The organism is Streptomyces lycii (assembly GCF_009735685.1).
In the GTDB taxonomy this organism is placed as follows: domain Bacteria; phylum Actinomycetota; class Actinomycetes; order Streptomycetales; family Streptomycetaceae; genus Streptomyces; species Streptomyces lycii.
Map to the genome: position 1 here is coordinate 42196 of NZ_WHPN01000327.1, position 15729 is coordinate 57924.

General features: G+C 73.5%; 12 protein-coding genes and 1 pseudogene. 8 read left to right on the top strand and 5 right to left on the bottom strand.

Translation table 11 applies throughout. The features are described 5' to 3' along the window. Nucleotides 1-270 precede the first annotated feature (270 nt). Entirely contained in the window at nt 271-1299 is a 1029-nt protein-coding gene (locus GCU69_RS20670) for a glycoside hydrolase family 5 protein (RefSeq protein WP_098754799.1), read from the top strand. Nucleotides 1300-1722: 423 nt separating this feature from the next. Further along, on the top strand, nt 1723-2550 hold the full coding sequence (locus GCU69_RS20675; protein ID WP_156206848.1) for an alpha/beta fold hydrolase: 828 nt from the start codon (nt 1723-1725) through the stop codon (nt 2548-2550). A 35-nt stretch (nt 2551-2585) separates the two neighbouring features. Here the strand turns inward: GCU69_RS20675 and GCU69_RS20680 are convergent. After that, a pseudogene (locus tag GCU69_RS20680) lies at nt 2586-3380 on the bottom strand (glycoside hydrolase family 16 protein); the annotation flags it as partial. 373 nt (nt 3381-3753) lie between these two features. Between GCU69_RS20680 and GCU69_RS20685 the strand changes: the two are divergent. Then, a complete protein-coding gene (locus tag GCU69_RS20685) occupies nt 3754-4941 on the top strand; it encodes a lactonase family protein (RefSeq protein ID WP_156206849.1) in 1188 nt (395 codons plus the stop codon). Nucleotides 4942-5138: 197 nt separating this feature from the next. On the opposite strand, the gene GCU69_RS20690 is transcribed toward GCU69_RS20685, so the two are convergent. Beyond that, nucleotides 5139-5570 carry a DnaJ family domain-containing protein gene (locus GCU69_RS20690; protein ID WP_098754802.1) on the bottom strand — a complete coding sequence of 144 codons (432 nt, stop codon included), beginning with the start codon at nt 5568-5570 and terminating at the stop codon, nt 5139-5141. A gap of 107 nt (nt 5571-5677) precedes the next feature. After that, nucleotides 5678-6727: a LacI family DNA-binding transcriptional regulator gene (locus GCU69_RS20695; protein WP_098754803.1), complete on the bottom strand. Its 1050-nt coding sequence runs from the start codon at nt 6725-6727 to the stop codon at nt 5678-5680. Nucleotides 6728-6842: 115 nt separating this feature from the next. On the opposite strand from GCU69_RS20695, the gene GCU69_RS20700 reads away from it, so the two are divergent. The 3 genes from GCU69_RS20700 (at nt 6843) to GCU69_RS20710 (ending at nt 9781) form a co-directional block, all read left to right on the top strand. Further along, nucleotides 6843-7694 (top strand): phytanoyl-CoA dioxygenase family protein, encoded by an 852-nt coding sequence (locus GCU69_RS20700; RefSeq protein ID WP_156206850.1) that lies wholly within the window; start codon nt 6843-6845, stop codon nt 7692-7694. Next, nucleotides 7687-9099: a sugar porter family MFS transporter gene (locus tag GCU69_RS20705; protein WP_098754805.1), complete on the top strand. Its 1413-nt coding sequence runs from the start codon at nt 7687-7689 to the stop codon at nt 9097-9099. The genes GCU69_RS20700 and GCU69_RS20705 overlap by 8 nt, the downstream gene beginning before the upstream one ends. 433 nt (nt 9100-9532) lie before the next feature. After that, nucleotides 9533-9781, top strand: coding sequence for a hypothetical protein (locus GCU69_RS20710; RefSeq protein ID WP_098754806.1), 249 nt, complete (start codon nt 9533-9535; stop codon nt 9779-9781). Between the two features lie 141 nt (nt 9782-9922). Here the strand turns inward: GCU69_RS20710 and GCU69_RS20715 are convergent, their stop codons facing one another. Continuing rightward, nucleotides 9923-10672 (bottom strand): TetR/AcrR family transcriptional regulator, encoded by a 750-nt coding sequence (locus GCU69_RS20715; RefSeq protein WP_156206851.1) that lies wholly within the window; start codon nt 10670-10672, stop codon nt 9923-9925. 60 nt (nt 10673-10732) lie between these two features. Here GCU69_RS20715 and GCU69_RS20720 point away from each other — a divergent pair, with 60 nt between their 5' ends. Next, entirely contained in the window at nt 10733-12541 is a 1809-nt protein-coding gene (locus tag GCU69_RS20720; protein WP_408055827.1) for a CocE/NonD family hydrolase, read from the top strand. A gap of 56 nt (nt 12542-12597) precedes the next feature. On the opposite strand, the gene GCU69_RS20725 is transcribed toward GCU69_RS20720, so the two are convergent. Next, nucleotides 12598-13638 (bottom strand): LacI family DNA-binding transcriptional regulator, encoded by a 1041-nt coding sequence (locus GCU69_RS20725; RefSeq protein ID WP_098754810.1) that lies wholly within the window; start codon nt 13636-13638, stop codon nt 12598-12600. A 127-nt stretch (nt 13639-13765) separates the two neighbouring features. Between GCU69_RS20725 and GCU69_RS20730 the strand changes: the two genes are divergently transcribed. Beyond that, a complete protein-coding gene (locus GCU69_RS20730) occupies nt 13766-15640 on the top strand; it encodes a glycoside hydrolase family 2 protein (RefSeq protein WP_235978600.1) in 1875 nt (624 codons plus the stop codon). Nucleotides 15641-15729 lie beyond the last annotated feature (89 nt).

Consider the following 15729-nt stretch of genomic DNA (forward strand, 5'->3'; position numbering starts at 1 on the left):
ACGTCCGGTGTGCGGCGTGAAGGGCCGCTCGGGGCACAGCGATTGTGTGCGCCGGGCGGGCGGTTGACCGGAGGATTTATGCAACCTTCCCACGGTGGTTCAGTTGTTCGACATGTACTTGACACCCCGCCCGCGGGCCCCGTACACACATGACTCACCCAACCGCACCCCTCCCGGGGCCGACGGGCAGACATCGTTGTCACCGACGGGCGATGACAACGATGTCAGGAGTACGGCGGCCCCGGGCCCCAACAAGGAGCCGAACCCCCCATGAGAAAACGGCTTGCCGTCGTCACGACGGCTCTGCTGGGACTGCTGTCCCCCCTCGCGTTCACCGCCGGCGCCGAGACCCCGGGCACGGACGCGGACGCGCCCTCAGCCGCCACCGGGCTGCACGTCAGCGACGGGCGGCTGGTCGAGGCCGACGGCTCGGACTTCGTGATGCGCGGCGTGAACCACGCGCACACCTGGTACCCGTCGGAGACGGGATCGATCGCCGACATCAAGTCGCTGGGCGCCAACACGGTCCGGGTCGTGCTCAGTTCGGGCGACCGCTGGACGAAGAACGACCCCGCCGACGTCCAGAAGGTCGTCGACGACTGCAAGGCGAACCGGGTCATCTGCGTCCTGGAGGTCCACGACACCACCGGCTACGGCGACCAGGAGGGCGCGAGCACCCTCGACAGCGCCGCCGACTACTGGCTGGAACTCAAGGACGTACTGGCCGGTGAGGAGGACTACATCGTCGTCAACATCGGCAACGAGCCGCTCGGCAACAACACCGCCTCGCAGTGGGCCGCCGACACCACGGCGGCCATCGGCAAGCTGCGCGAGGGCGGCTTCGAGCACGCCCTGATGGTCGACGCCCCCAACTGGGGCCAGGACTGGTCGGGGACCATGCGCGACAACGCGGCCGAGGTGTTCCGTTCGGACCCGGCCGGCAACACGGTCTTCTCGGTGCACATGTACGGCGTGTACGCCGAGGCCTCCACGATCACCGACTATCTGAACAGCTTCGTCTCGGCCGGCCTGCCGCTGGTCGTGGGCGAGTTCGGGCACGACCACTCCGACGGCAACCCCGACGAGGACACCATCTTCGCCGAGACGGAGCGGCTGGGACTGGGCTATCTCGGCTGGTCCTGGAGCGGCAACAGCGCGGACGTCGGCTACCTCGACATGGCGAACGGCTTCGACGCCTCCTCGCTGACCGAGTGGGGTGAGCGCATCTTCAACGGCCCCAACGGCATCAAGGAGACCGCCGAGGAAGCGGCCGTCTTCTCGGCCGGCTCCGCCGGCTGACGCTGTTCCACCGGCTGACGCCGTGACGCCGTGACGCCGTTGCGTAACCCCGTAACCGCGTAATCCCGTAACCCCGCAACGGCGCAACGGCGCCCCACAGTCCCACCGCACCACAGCTCACCGAGCACGACCCGCACCACCGTGCACGACCGCACCACAGCTCCGCCCGCACCACAGCTCCACCCGGGCAGCGCCCGGCTCCGGACACCACCCCGGAGCCGGGCGCTGCCGCGTTCCCACTGCCGCGTTCCCACTGCCGGGCCCGACGTGCCGGAGCCGCCGCGCCGGGCCGCCGTACCGGAAGGCCGCGCCCCCGGAAGAGCGGCTCCCGTGCCGGAGGACCGCCCGGCCGAAGGTTCCCTACCCGGCGGTAGCCCGGATCTGGAACGCTGTCGGCACGTCCTTCTCGCGAAAGGTTGTTGTATGCGCATCGACGTCGACGGCACCGGCCTCGAAGTCCTCGACACCGGCTCCGGACCGGCCGTCCTGCTGATCCACGGCTTTCCCGACACCCACCGGCTCTGGCGGCACCAGACCAAGGCCCTCACCGACGCCGGGTACCGGGTCATCGCCCCGGACCTGCGCGGCTTCGGAGCGTCCGACAAGCCGGCCGAGGTCGGGGCGTACGGCGCCGCCCGGCACGTCGGCGACATGCTGGGCGTACTCGACCGGCTCGGCGTCGAGCGGGCGCATGTGGTCGGCCACGACTGGGGAGCCCTCATCGCCTGGTCCCTGGCCATGGCGGCGCCCGGCCGGGTGGCCGGACTGACGGCGCTGTCGGTCGGCCACCCGGCGTCCATGGCCGACGCCGGCTTCGAACAGCGCCAGAAGTCCTGGTACATGCTGCTGTTCCAGTTCCGCGGCATCGCCGAGGGGTGGCTGTCCCGGGACGACTTCCGCAACCTCCGGGACTGGGCGCGGCACCCCGAAGCCGAAGAGGTCGCCGGGCGGCTGCGCGACCCCGGGGCGCTGACGGCGTCCCTGGGCATCTACCGCGCGGCGGCGACCCCGGAGATCCTCTTCGGCCCGCCGCGGGAGTTCCCGCCGGTCACGATGCCGGTGATGGGGGTGTGGAGCAGCGGTGACCTCTTCCTGACGGAGAAGGCGATGCGGGACTCCGGCAAGCACGTCAAGGGCCCCTGGCGGTACGAGCGGGTCGAGGACGCCGGGCACTGGATGCAGCTGGAGGCCCCGGAGCGGGTGTCTCAGCTGCTGCTGGACTTCCTGGGGGAGGTACGGGCGGAGGCCTGATCCCCGTCGGCGGCGGTCCCGGCCCCCGGCTCCGCCGCCGGCACGGTGTCCTCGAAGGAGGTGCCCGCGGCGCGCCGGTCCGTGACGCGTTGCGCGACCTCGCCGGGCGTCAGCACCTCGTCCTTGACGTGCAGGACGTAGTCGACCTGCTGGGTGTAGGACCGCGGCTCGGTGGCGGTCTGCCCCTCCAGGTCGATCAGCCACTGGTTGAAGCTGATGGTCATGGGCTTCTCGGGCAGGTATTCCGGGCCGTGCTCGGCGAACTTCTCCCCGTCGATCCAGTAGGTGATGGCGCTGTCGTCGATGGTGAGGACCAGGTCGTGCCAGCCCGCGAAGGAGGCGGACTTGCGGGTGGCCTCGCTGACGGTCTCCCAGGGGTCGGGCCGGTAGGTCTCGTACGAGGTGGTGAAGAGGGTGCTCTCCGTCTCGCCCCAGCCGCCGTTCGGCAGATACTCGAAGTCGTACTCCGCGTAGTCCGGGTCCATCGGGGCCTTGAGTTCGTTGATCGTGTAGAAGGTCTGGACGAGCCGGTCGCCGTCGGGGCCGGACCCGGGCTCGTCGGCGAAGTGGACCCGGGCCGCGTAGGTGCCGTTGCGGAACTTCATGTCCCGGGTGGAGATCTCGGCCTGTTCGGTGGTCCGGGCCGTGCCCGCGGTGGAGGTCTCCAGCCGCATCAGGGAGTTGCCGTCCTCCTCGGCGAAGGTGACGTTCTCCGCCGCCCAGGCGGCGCCCGGAACGCCCGGGCCGCCGGCGTAGTCGCGGACCGACCAGCCGTTGGCGGTGAGTGCCGGGTCGTCGTGCCCGGTGTAGTCGAAGTCGTCGAACAGCACTTCGTCCGCGGCGGGGCGGGCGTCACCGCCGGTTTCCGGAGCGCTCTGACCGGCGTCGGCGGTGACGGCGAGCGCGGAAAGGGTGAGGGCCGCTGCCGCGGCGGTGGCCAGGGCGGTGCGCCGCCTGGTGAGGATTCGCTTGTTTCGGTGCACGAGCGTCTCTCCTGGGTGGGGTCCCCCGCGAACCGCCGGGGACCTGGTGGGGGGTTGGACGGGTCGCGGCGGTTCAAATTGGCATGGACCATTGCCGGCGTCAAGCCGCGTTGCGTGCCGTGCAACCACAACTGGCGGGTCTTGCGGGAGAGTTGGGACGTGGGACAGGCTGTCGGGGCTCTGCCTCCGCATCCCCCACGACCCGCGAGGTGCCCGCGCCATGACCAGCGCCAGGACCAGCCCCGGACGCCGCCGTTTCCTCACCACCGTCGCGGCGGGCGCCGCGGCCGGTGCCCTCTGGGCCTCCGGCTCCGCCCAGGCCCGCCCGGAGGACTCCGCCCGTCAGGCGGGCGGCCGCGGGGCGAAGGCCGCCCCGCGCCCCCTGTATCTCGGCACCTACACCTCGGAGGCGGGCGGCGGCACGGGCATCGGCCTCGGTTCCTACGACCCCGCCGACGGCTCGGTGACGCTCTCCGGGACCCTCACCGGGGTGGACAACCCGTCGTTCCTCGCCGTCTCGCCGTCCGGCGGCCATCTGTACGCGGTCAACGAGCAGGCCGACGGCGGCGTGACCGCCGTCGCCGTGGCCGAGGACGGCTCGCTGACGGTGCTGGGGACGCGGAGCACCGGCGGGCAGGCCCCGTGCCATCTGTCGGTGCACCCCGGCGGGCGGCATCTGCTCAGCGCCAACTACAACTCGGGCTCGGTGGCCGTACACCCGATCGACGAGAACGGCGCGCTCGGCGAGCGCACGGATCTGGTGGAGCACACCAGCCCGCCGCCCGGCCCGGGGCAGCAGGGCGCGCACGCCCACCAGATCCTGACGACGCCCGACGGCGGCCATGTGCTGGCCGTGGACCTGGGAACCGACAGCGTGTACACCTACCGGCTCGACACCGGCGCCGGGACCCTGGAAGAGGTCTCCGTCGCCTCGCTCCCGGCGGGCGCCGGCCCGCGGGCGCTGGCCTTCCACCCCTCGGGCGCGTACGCGTATCTCGCCAACGAGCTGAACAACACGATCGCCGTCTGCGCCTACGCACCGGAAACCGGCGAGGTCACGCCCGGCACCCCGCAGCCGACCGGCACCGCGGAGGGCGTCGCCAGCTATCCGGCGCAGCCGCTGGTGACGCCCGACGGCGCCCACGTGTATCTGTCCAACCGCGGGGACAACAGCATCTCGCGCTTCGCGGCCGGGGAGGGCGGCGCGACGCTGACGCTCCTCGACACGGTCCCGGTGGGCGGCGACTGGCCGCGGCACATCGCCCTCTCCCCCGACGGCGGACTGCTGTTCGCCTCGAACCAGCGGTCGGACAACCTCACCGTCTTCACGGTGGATCCCGGCTCGGGCGCGCTCACCGAGGCGGGCAGCAGCGCGGCACCGGTCCCGGTGTGCGCCCTGCCGCTCTGACCGGCCGCCGGGGCGGACCGGGCGGGACGGCGGACCGGGCGGGACGGCGGGCGACAGGACACAGCGGAACGACGGGACGCAGCGGAGGACGGCACAGCGCGGAGAACGACGGAGGGCGGCGGGCGACGGTGGAGGCGGCCCGGCGGCCGGCGGCGGACGCGGCCCGCGCGCCGCCGGTGTCCGCGGACGCCCCCGGCTCAGCGCGGCCCGCCGCCCGGTCTCGGCTCGCGCGGCTCCCGGCGCTCGCGCCACCGCCGTACGACGTCCTCGGCGTCGTACGGCGTCAGGTTGTGCGGGGGCCCGGAGGGCGGCACCCGGATCGCCTCGTGGATCTTCTCGTTGATCTCCGCCACGATCCGGCGCACCTCGCCCTCGGCGGAGGCGGCCGAGGCCGCCTCGAGCGCGTCCTCCGCCTCCTTGCGCAGCGCCAGCGACGGCGGCAGCACGGAGACGCCCTCGCGCTCCAGCTTCTGCTTGATCCACCAGTTCTCGTCGTACGGGCCGTCCAGCCCGCCGAGCGGCTTGCCGGCGCCCGGCAGATTCTCGAAGGCACCGCGCTCGGCGGCCTCCCGAATCTGCTTGTCGACAAAGGACTCGAAGCTGATGCCCGCCGGTTTCCGCTCCGTCATGGTCCGCGACCCCCTGGGATACGTGCCTTCTCGACCCGGCCTCCATGGTACGGAACGCGCTTCGCCGCCTCCCGTACGCGCGCGGGGAGGCCGCTCCCCCGGCGGGTTCAGCGCGCTTCGGCGGCGGCGCCCGCGGGGGGCCCCGGCCGGGGGTGCGTACTCGCCCGGATCTCCAGCCGGTGGGGTACGGCGATGTCGAGCGGCGGCACGCCCGCGCCGGGGCTGTAGATCCGGTCCGCCAGGCACTGCAGGGCCCGCTCGGCGATCTGCCGCTTGTCGGGAACGACGGTCGTGAGGGCCGGGTTGGCGTAGCGGGCGTCCTCGATGCCGTCGAAGCCCACGACCGCCACGTCCTCGGGGACCCGCAGGCCGTGGTTCAGGACCGTGTGCAGGGCGCCGAGGGCGAGTTCGTCGCTGAACGCGAAGACGGCGTCGGCCCGCACCCCGCTGTCGAGGAGTGCGGTCATGGCCCGGGCTCCGTCCTCGCGGTGCAGGGCGGTGACCGTCCGCTCCAGTTCGGGCTCGGGCGTGAGCCCGGCCCTGCGCAGCGCGCTGCGGTAGCCCTCCAGCCGCCGCAGGGCCGTGCCGTTGCGCAGATGGGGCTGGAGCCCGATGGCGGCGACGCGGCGGCGCCCCGCGTCCAGCAGGTGGGTGGTGGCCTCGTCGGCCGCGAGGACGTTGTCCACCGCCACCCGGTCGGCGTGGCCGTTGGGGTCGCGTTCCCCGAGCAGCACCACGGGTATGTCGCGGGCGCGGGTCGCGAGTTCCTCCGGGCTCAGCGACCAGGGGCTGATGATCAGGCCGTCGACCATGCGGCCGCCGGCGCCTTCCAGCAGCCTCCGCTCGGCGTCCGGGTCGCCGAAGGTCTGGTCGATGACGACGGTCCACGCCCGCTGCTGGGCGGCCTCCACGATCAGGCCGGCCAGTTCGCCGAAGTACGGCGAGTGCAGTTCGGGGATGGCCAGGCCGATCAGCCCGGTGCGCCCGGCGCGCAGATTGCGCGCCGCGATGTTGGGGCGGTAGCCCAGCTCGTCCAGGGCCGCCTGGACCCTGGCCCGGGTGGATTCGGCGACGGCACCGGAGCCGCTGACGACGTTGGACACGGTTCTGATCGACACGCCGGCGCGGGCGGCGACGTCCTTGAGGCGACTGCTCACGCGGCCATCCTTCCATGCCTCCCACCAGGTACGGCAAAGATCCGCCACGAGGTATTGCCACGTTGCATGCGACGTTGCAACATGAGGGCGTACCTCGCAGCGCAAGGAGGCGCACATGAGCACGCACCTGTACCCCGGGACAAGCGTCCACGAGTTGGACGTCGATGTGTCACCGGACGTCGAGGCCCTCTACACGGACGGCGTCACGGCCCGCAAGGGCGCCTTCTCCACCCGGTGGGCCGACGAACTCCGGGAGGACATCGAGGCGGCCTTCGAGGAAGCCCTGTCCCGGCCGGGCGGTGCGGTCGGCCGCGGGCCGAACCGCTACTACGTCGAAATCCACCCCGAGCAGATCAGGGGCTTCGTGGAGCTGGTCGACCACCCGTGGGTGCGCTCCGTGTGCACCGCCGTCCTCGGGCCCGACTACCGCATCGTCGAGCTGGGCTTCGACGTACCGCTGGAAGGCGCCGTCAACCAGCCCTGGCACCGGGACTTCCCCATGCCCGAGGAGACCCGCCGCGAACGGCGCCTGACCTCGCTCGCCTTCAACGTCACGGCCGTGGACACCGCCGAGGACATGGGGCCCTTCGAGATCGCGCCGGGCACCCAGTGGGACGACAGCCCCGAGTTCGGGCACGGCATGTTCCCGCCCCGGGCGCACTACGGCCGCTACCAGGAGCGGGCCGTGCGCAAGTACCCCCGGCGCGGCGACATCTCCGCCAGGACCGCCCTGACCATCCACCGCGGTACGACCAATCTGTCCGACAGGACCCGCCCCGTCCTCGTACTGGGCGTGGACGGCCCGGAGGCGGACAACGGCGACCGGCACGACACCGCGGTGACGCGCCGCTACTGGGACACCCTGCCCGAGCGGGTGCGCCGGCATCTGGACTGCCCCGTGGTCGAGGAACTCACTCCGGTGACGCAGAAGCACACCATCGAGGGTCTGGTCATGGGTGATGCCTGAACTCACCGCGGCGCCCGCACGAGCCGCCGGCGGCCCGGCACGCCAGCCGGCCCAGCTGTACGCGGTGGCGGCCGTCTCCGCCCTGGGCGGTCTGCTCTTCGGCTACGACACGGGCATCATCTCCGGCGCCCTGCTCCATCTCCGCGACGACCTCGCCCTGTCCTCCCGGGGCCAGGAGATCGTCGTCAGCGTCATCCTGGTCGGCGCCATGGCCGGGGCGCTGTGCTCGGGGCGGCTCGCGGTCCGCTACGGGCGGCGCCGGGTGGTGCTCTGGGTGGCGCTCGTCTTCGCGGTCGGCGCCCTGGGCTCCGCGGCGGCGCCCGGCGTCGGCACGCTGATCGCGGCCCGGTTCGTCCTCGGTCTCGCCGTGGGCGGCGCCTCCAACATGGTGCCGGTGTACATCGCGGAGGTGGCACCGGCCGCCATTCGCGGCCGGCTGATGGTGCTGTTCCAGCTGATGGTGGCCATCGGCCAGCTGATCTCCTACCTGTGCGGCTGGCTGCTCGCCGATCACGGCGGCTGGCGGCTCATGTTCGGGCTGGCCGTCATCCCCGCGGCGGTGCTCGCGGCCGGCATGGTCAAACTGCCGGAGAGCCCCCGATGGCTCGTCGAGCACGGCCGCACCGACGCGGCGCGCGCGGTGCTCCAGCGGCTGCGTCCGGCCGGGACCGACGTCGGCGCGGAGATCGCCGGCATCCAGGACGTCTCGGCCTCGGCGCCGCGCGCGGACCGGCGCGCACTGCTCCGGCCGTGGCTCCGGCCCGCCCTCGTGGTCGCCCTGGGAGTGGCCGCCTTCTCCCAGCTGACCGGCATCAACGCCGTGGTGTACTACGCGCCGACGATCCTGTCGGACGCAGGCTTCGGCGACTCCGTCGCCCTCGTCACCGGTGTGGGTATCGGCGTCATGCTCGTGGTGGCCGGTGTCAGCGGAGCGATCGCCGTGGACGCGATCGGCCGCCGGCGCACGATGCTGGTGTTCGTCCCGCTGTCGGGGCTGGCCATGGCCGTGCTCGGCGCGGCCTTCCTGGCGGGCGACTCGCCCGCACAGCGGTGGGTCGTGATCCTCTCGCTGTTCGCCTACATCCTGTTCAACGGCATCGGGATCCAGTCCGTGGTGTGGCTGATCGCCCCGGAGATCCTCCCGCTCGCCGTGCGCGGACCGGCGGCCAGTCTGGCCACCCTCTCCGTCTGGGGCTTCGACCTGCTGATCGCCGTCACGGCGCTGAGCGCGATCAACGCCATCGGCCGCTCGGGAACCTTCTTCGTGTACGCGGCCATGAACGCCCTGTGCGTGCTCTTCGTCGCCCTGAAGGTGCCCGAGACCCGGGGCAGGAGCCTGGAGGACATCGAGAAGGCCCTGCGCGCGCCCGGCACCTTCCGGCGCAACCTGGCCGCCCGGAACTGAGCGGCGGCCCGCCCCCCTCCGCGACCGCGCCGCCGCCGGCCTCCATCGGGCCGGCGGCGGCGCCGTGGCGCGGTGAGCCCTCCGCGTCACCGGGGACCGGGCGCCGACCCGCCGCCGTACGGGCGCGCCGCCCGCGGCGGGACCCGTGCCGCCCGGACCGGAGTAGGAGTCCACGGCCCGGGGTACCCGGCCTCCGCCACCGAGACGGGCCGGGAAGAGGGGCTTGCCGCCACCGCCGGAGCGGGTCCGGAGCGGTCCGGTCCGGACCGCTCCCGTACGGGCCGAAGCGAGCAGGTACCGGGCACCAGGGCCCGGCTCAAGTCCGCAGGGCCCGGCTCCGGTCCCGGTCCGGTCCGGCCCCCGAGAGTCCGGTCCGGGACGATCCGGTCCGGGGCGGAGAGTGCAGGAACCACCCAGTGGAGGACGCACCGACATGATCACGCCCGCGCAGATCACGGCCCTGCTCGAATCCGAAGCCGACGACCCGATCCTGATCGTCACGTCCGGCACCGCCGTCGTCGTACCGGCGGCGGCGCTGGGCACCGAGCGCTACCGGGGCGCCATGGAGGTCGTCTCCCGGCAGGATCTCGTCTCCCGGCTCGGCACCGGAACACCGTCCCGGGACGGACTCGAGGAGATCGCCGCACGCCTGGACACCACCGTGGCGCAGCTCGGCGCCTGATGTCCGGCATCCCGGCCACGAACCGGTGACGGGGCCGGGGCCGTGTCACACCCGCGCGGCCGCACCCCGCGCCCGCGCCCGCACCCGCACCCGCACCCGCACCCGCACCCGCACGGTCGTACGGCTTCTCGGAGGAGGCGGTCAGCCGGTGTCCAGGCCGTCGACCAGCCGGTCGAGGAAGCGGCTGAACGTCGCTTCGGGATCCGGCGGACGGCCCGGCGCGGCCAGGACTTCGGCCAGTCCGGGGTGGCGGCCGTCGGCGGCGACCGCCGCCAGATAGCGGGCCTCGGCCGCCGCCCGGCCGGACGAACCGGCGGCCGCGGCCTGGCTGATCTCGTAGCCGACGTGCCCGGCGACGAAGCCGGTGAGCATGCTGAAGACCTCCAGTTTCGCGGCGCCGTCCAGCCGGGTGGGCCGCAGCGCCGCCAGCGCGTACTCCAGGAACGCCAGCGTGTTCGGCCCGAGGGACCGGCGGGCGGACAGCGCCGCGGGGAGCCAGCGGTGCCGGAGCATGAGGTCCCGCTGGAGCCGGCCGACGGACTTCAGGTCCGTGCGCCAGTCGCCGGTCAGCCGCCCGTCCGTGGGCAGTTCGCCGCTGACGTGGTCGACCATCAGCTCCAGCAGCGTCTCCTTGTCGGGGGCGTAGCTGTAGAGCGACATGGCACCGGCCCCGACCCGGGCGGCGACGCGCCGCATGGTGACCGCCTCCAGCCCTTCGGCATCGGCCAGGGCGACGGCCGCGGCGGTGATCTCCTCGCGGCTGAAGGCAGGCTTCCGCCCCCGTCCGGTCCGGCCGGGGTTCAGCCAGAGCTGCTGCGGGTCGACGCCGGACGCACCGGCTCCGCCGCCACGGGTCACGATCTCCGCCCTCCTTCCCGGGCAAGGGGACATGCGCACTCCATCCAAGCATCCGTTATTCTCGTACGACGTACGAGAATAACGAGGAGAGCCATGACACCGACCCCGCACGGCGCCACGTCCGGAACCGGCCGGGCGGCCGCGGCCCCGCCCGGAAAGCCGCCGCTGTCCTCCCGGATGATGCGGGCGACCTGGCGCGGTCTGCCGGCCCGCCGGTACGACACCGGATTCGAGCCGGGGCTCGTGGTGCCGGCCGCCGACGGCAGCCCGCTGCTCACCGACCACTACTTCCCCCGCGCCGAGGGTGACTTCCCCACCCTGCTCGTGCGCTCCCCCTACGGCCGCGGGCTGCCGTGGTCGCCCATGTACGGCATGCTCTTCGCCGAGCAGGGCTTCCATGTCGTCCTGCAGAGCTGCCGCGGCACCGGCGGCTCGGGCGGCCGGTTCGACCTGTGGCGCAACGAGCCCGCCGACGGCCTGGCCACCGTGGCGTGGCTGCGGGAACAGCCCTGGTTCACCGGGCGGCTGGGCACCGTCGGCCCCAGCTATCTCGGGTACGTGCAGTGGGCGCTCGCCCTCGACCCGCCGCCGGAACTCCGGGCGATGGTCGTCCAGGCAGGCCTGCACGATCCGTACGACCTCTTCCACTCCGGGGGCGCCCTCCGGCTGGAGAACGCCCTCGCCGTCGGCGCGGGCATGACGTACCAGCACCGGGGCACCGGGCCCCTCCTGCGCGCGACGCTCCGCCTGCGACGACGGCTGCGCGCGATCACGGACGCGCGGCCGCTGCGCGGGGCGTACGTCTCCGCCCTGGGGGAGATCCCCTGGCTGGACGGCGCGTTGGCCCACCCGGACGCCGACGACCCGTACTGGCGCGGCGCGGCCCTGGGCGCGGCGGCGGAGCGGCTGAACGTCCCCACCTGTCTGGTGACCGGATGGCACGACGCGCTGGCCGGCCAGACCTTGCAGCAGTACGCCCGGCTCCGCGCCGCCGGCTGCGAGACGGCCCTGCTCGTCGGGTCGTGGACGCACACCTCCGCGCTCCGGGAGGGATGGCCCGAGGTGTTCGCCGAAAGCCTCGCCTGGCTGCGCGCCCATCTCTGCGCGGATCCCTCCGCCCTGCGTCCCACCCGGGTGCGGGTGCAGGTGGAGGGCCTGGGGGCGTGGCGGGACCTCGACGACTGGCCGCCCTCGCGCGAGACGGCTTCCTGGTTCGCCGCCCCGGACGGCCGCCTCGCCCCGCGGGAACCCGCCGGATCCGGGCCACTCGCGGGCTTCCGTTACGACCCGGACGACCCCACGCCCTCCGTGGGCGGACCGCTGCTCTCCGGCGCGGCCGGCCCCCGCGACAACAGCGCCCTGGAGGCCCGCGAGGACGTCCTGACCTTCACCGGCCCGCCGCTGGCCGAACCGCTCGACGTCCTCGGCCCGGTCTCCGCGCGGCTCCGGATCTCCACGGACACCGGATACGCCGACGTCTTCACCCGGCTCTGTGACGTGGACCCGCGAGGCCGCTCCACGAATGTCTGCGACGGACACACGCGGTTGCGGACCACTCCGCGGACGTCCGCGGAGTTCACGGATACAGCGGAGATCGCGGAGGTCGCGGAAGCCTCGGAGATCGCGGAGATCGCGGAGATCGCGGAGATCGCGGAGATCGCGGAGATCGCGGTGCCGATGAGTGCGACCGCCCACCGGTTCCCCGCCGGGCACCGCGTCCGCTGGCAGATCAGCGGCGGCGCCCATCCCCGTTACGCCCGCGGCACCGGCAGCGGTGAGCCGGCGCTCGACGCCACGGAACTGCTGCCGGTACGCGTCACGGTGCACCCCGGGTCGGCGCTGCTGCTGCCCCGCCCGGACGGCGCCGGGGCACCGGAGCCCGGGAGCGCGTCCGGCCGGTGAGCGGACCGGGGGGACGGCCCCGGTCGCGCGGGTCGGGCGGCGCGCGGGGGCCGTGGTCAGCCGGCGCCGGAGGCGGCGCTGCTCTCCCGTACCAGCAGGCGGTGCGGCGGGGTCCGTTCCACCGCGGGGGCGTTCCCGCCCTTCGCCGCCTCCTCGATCCGGGACAGCAGCAGGTCCAGCGCGGTGACGGCGATCGCGTCCTTGTCCGGGGCCACCGTCGTGAGCGACGGCACGCTGAACCGGGAGGCCGCTATGTCGTCGAAACCGGCGACGGCGACGTCCCGCGGCACCCGCAGCCCGCGTTCGTGCAGCGCGCGCATCGCGCCCAGCGCCAGCTGGTCGTTGAGGCAGAACAGCGCGTCGGGGCGGCCGCCGTCCAGCAGGTCCAGCAGTTCCTCGGTGGCGCTGGCGCCCGGTGGCCACAGGAAGTCGTGCACCGGGACGACGAGCCGCGGGTCGTACGGGATGCCGGCGTCGGCCAGGGCCTCCCGGTAGCCGCGGGTGCGCAGTTCGGCCGCCCCGGCCACGTCACCGGTCCGGCCGCCGAGGACCGCGATGCGCCGCCGCCCGCCCGCGATCAGATGCGCGGTCGCCTCCCGCGCGGCCGCGACGTTGTCGATGGCGACGTGGTCGCTGACCCCGGAGGCGTCCCGCTCCCCCAGCAGCACCAGCGGCAGCCGGCTGTCCCGCTCCCGGAGATCCTTCGGCAGCAGCGAGAGCGGGCTGAGGATGATGCCGTCGGCGAAGTCCGAGTCGAAGCCGCTCAGCGCGGCGATCTCGCGGTCCCGGCGGCCACCGGTCTGGTGGACGAGGACGGTGTACGAGCGGCGCTCGGCCTCGGTGACGATGAGCTTGGCCAGTTCGGAGAAGTACGCCACGTCCAGCTCGGGCACGACGAGCGCGATCATGCCGGTGCGGCCCCGGCGCAGATGGCGGCCGGCCAGGTTGACCCGGTAGCCGAGGGCGTCGATGGCCTCCTGTACGACGCGCCGGGTCGCGTCCGAGACGTGCTGGTAGTCGTTGATGACATTGGAGACGGTCTTCTCCGACACACCGGCGCGTTTCGCGACGTCCTTGATCCTCGGCCTCGGCGGCACGGGCTCTCCCCTCCTGGCGGCACTAGATCGTACCCAGGACCGGCCGTATCGCCGTCAGACCTCTTTACATCGATGTAAACACGTGGTGGCATATGGGCTCCGTCAGCCTCGTCACGCGAGGAGCAGCGTGCCCAGCAACACCTCCCCCGCCCGTTCCGCCCAGGCCGGCGGACCCGTGCCCCGGCCGGAACATCCGCGTCCGCAGTTCGTCCGCCGGGACTGGCTGTGCCTCAACGGCAGCTGGCAGTTCGAGACCGACCGCGGTGACAGCGGACTGGAGCGCGGGCTGCGGGAACGCCCGCTGTCGGGCGTCATCACCGTGCCGTTCTGCCCCGAGTCGGAGCTGTCCGGCATCGGCGAGAGGGACTTCCTGGAGGCGGTCTGGTACCGCCGCACCGTCACCGTCCCCGCCGGATGGGACACGGACAGCCGGGTGCTGCTGCACTTCCAGGCCGTCGACCACGACACGACGGTCTGGGCGGACGGCACCGAGGTCGCCCGGCACCGCGGCGGCTTCACCCCGTTCACCGCCGATCTGGACGGCATCGCCACGCCCGGCCGCGAGGTGACGATCACCGTCCGGGCCCGCGACACCCGGCACGGCCCGCAGGCCCGCGGCAAGCAGGCCACCTGGTACGCCAACTCGGGCTGCCACTACACGCGCACCACCGGCATCTGGCAGACGGTGTGGCTGGAGGCGGTGCCGCGCGCCGCGCACCTGCGCCGCCCCCGCGTCACCCCCGATGTCGGCGCCGGTGCCTTCCACGTCGAACTGCCGCTGTCCGCGAACCTCCCCGGCCACCGGGTGCGGGCCGTGCTGACCGACGAGCGGGGCGAGGTCGTGGCCGCCGGGGCGCGCGCCGACCTGGACCTGTGCCCGCGCCTCGTGCTGCCGGTCCCCGAGGACCGGGTCCGTCTCTGGTCCCCGGCGGACCCGCATCTCTACGGGCTGCGCCTGGAACTCACCGACGCAGCGGGGCGCACCGTCGACGCGGCCGACTCGTACGCCGGGCTGCGCTCGGTCTCGGTGCGCGGCAAGGCGGTGCTGATCAACGGCGAGCCGGTGTTCCAGCGGCTCGTCCTGGACCAGGGCTACTACCCGGACGGGCTGATGACGGCCCCGTCCGACGAGGCCCTGGTGCGGGACATCGAGCTGTCGCTGGCCGCCGGCTTCAACGGTGCCCGGCTGCACCAGAAGGTGTTCGAGGAGCGCTTCCTGCACCACGCGGACCGGCTCGGCTATCTGGTCTGGGGCGAGTTCGGCGACTGGGGCTGTGAGACCGGCGTCCGCGACGACAACCAGCGGCCGGACGCCTCGTACACCACCCAGTGGCTGGAGGCGGTGGAACGCGACTACTCGCACCCCTCCGTCGTCGGCTGGTGCCCGCTGAACGAGACGTACCAGCGGCTGCACGACCGGATCACACCGCTGGACGACGTGACCCGCGGGATGTTCCTGGCGACGAAGGCGCTGGACACCACCCGCCCGGTGATCGACGCCTCCGGTTACGCGCACCGCGTGCCGGAGACCGACGTCTACGACTCGCACTGCTACGAGCAGGACCCGGCGGCCTTCGCCGAGAAGATGACGGGGCTCGCCGGGAACGCGCCGTACGTCAACACCGGCCCGGACGGCGCCCCGTGGTCGGTGCCGTACCGCGGGCAGCCGTACTTCTGCAGCGAGTTCGGCGGCATCTGGTGGGACCCGGAGGTGGCCGCAGCCGCTGCCGCCGCCGGCCGGGACGAGAGCCGGGAGACTTCCTGGGGCTACGGCGACCGGCCGCGCACCGAGGAGGAGTTCCACGAGCGGTTCGCCGGGCTGACCGGCGTCCTGCTCGGCGATCCCGACATGTTCGGCTACTGCTACACGCAGCTCACGGACGTGTTCCAGGAGGTCAACGGCGTCTACCGGTTCGACCGCGGCGAAAAGCTCGACACGGCGCGGCTGCGCGCGGCGCAGGGCCGGCCGGCCGCGTACGAGCAGCGTTCCGCCGGCGGCTGAGATCCCCGGGCCGGGGCCCCGCGCCGCCCCCCCCCCCCCCCCGCCCCCCCCCCCCCCCCCCCCCCCCCCCCCCCCCCCCCCCCCCCCCC

Bases quoted from the DNA above. Each gene is read 5' to 3' on its own strand.
- GCU69_RS20685 (WP_156206849.1), top strand. From the start codon at position 3,754: ATGACCAGCGCCAGGACCAGCCCCGGACGCCGCCGTTTCCTCACCACC.
- GCU69_RS20705 (WP_098754805.1), top strand. From the start codon at position 7,687: ATGCCTGAACTCACCGCGGCGCCCGCACGAGCCGCCGGCGGCCCGGCA.
- GCU69_RS20715 (WP_156206851.1), bottom strand. From the start codon at position 10,672: ATGTCCCCTTGCCCGGGAAGGAGGGCGGAGATCGTGACCCGTGGCGGC.
- GCU69_RS20700 (WP_156206850.1), top strand. From the start codon at position 6,843: ATGAGCACGCACCTGTACCCCGGGACAAGCGTCCACGAGTTGGACGTC.
- GCU69_RS20675 (WP_156206848.1), top strand. From the start codon at position 1,723: ATGCGCATCGACGTCGACGGCACCGGCCTCGAAGTCCTCGACACCGGC.
- GCU69_RS20670 (WP_098754799.1), top strand. From the start codon at position 271: ATGAGAAAACGGCTTGCCGTCGTCACGACGGCTCTGCTGGGACTGCTG.
- GCU69_RS20720 (WP_408055827.1), top strand. From the start codon at position 10,733: ATGACACCGACCCCGCACGGCGCCACGTCCGGAACCGGCCGGGCGGCC.
- GCU69_RS20690 (WP_098754802.1), bottom strand. From the start codon at position 5,570: ATGACGGAGCGGAAACCGGCGGGCATCAGCTTCGAGTCCTTTGTCGAC.
- GCU69_RS20710 (WP_098754806.1), top strand. From the start codon at position 9,533: ATGATCACGCCCGCGCAGATCACGGCCCTGCTCGAATCCGAAGCCGAC.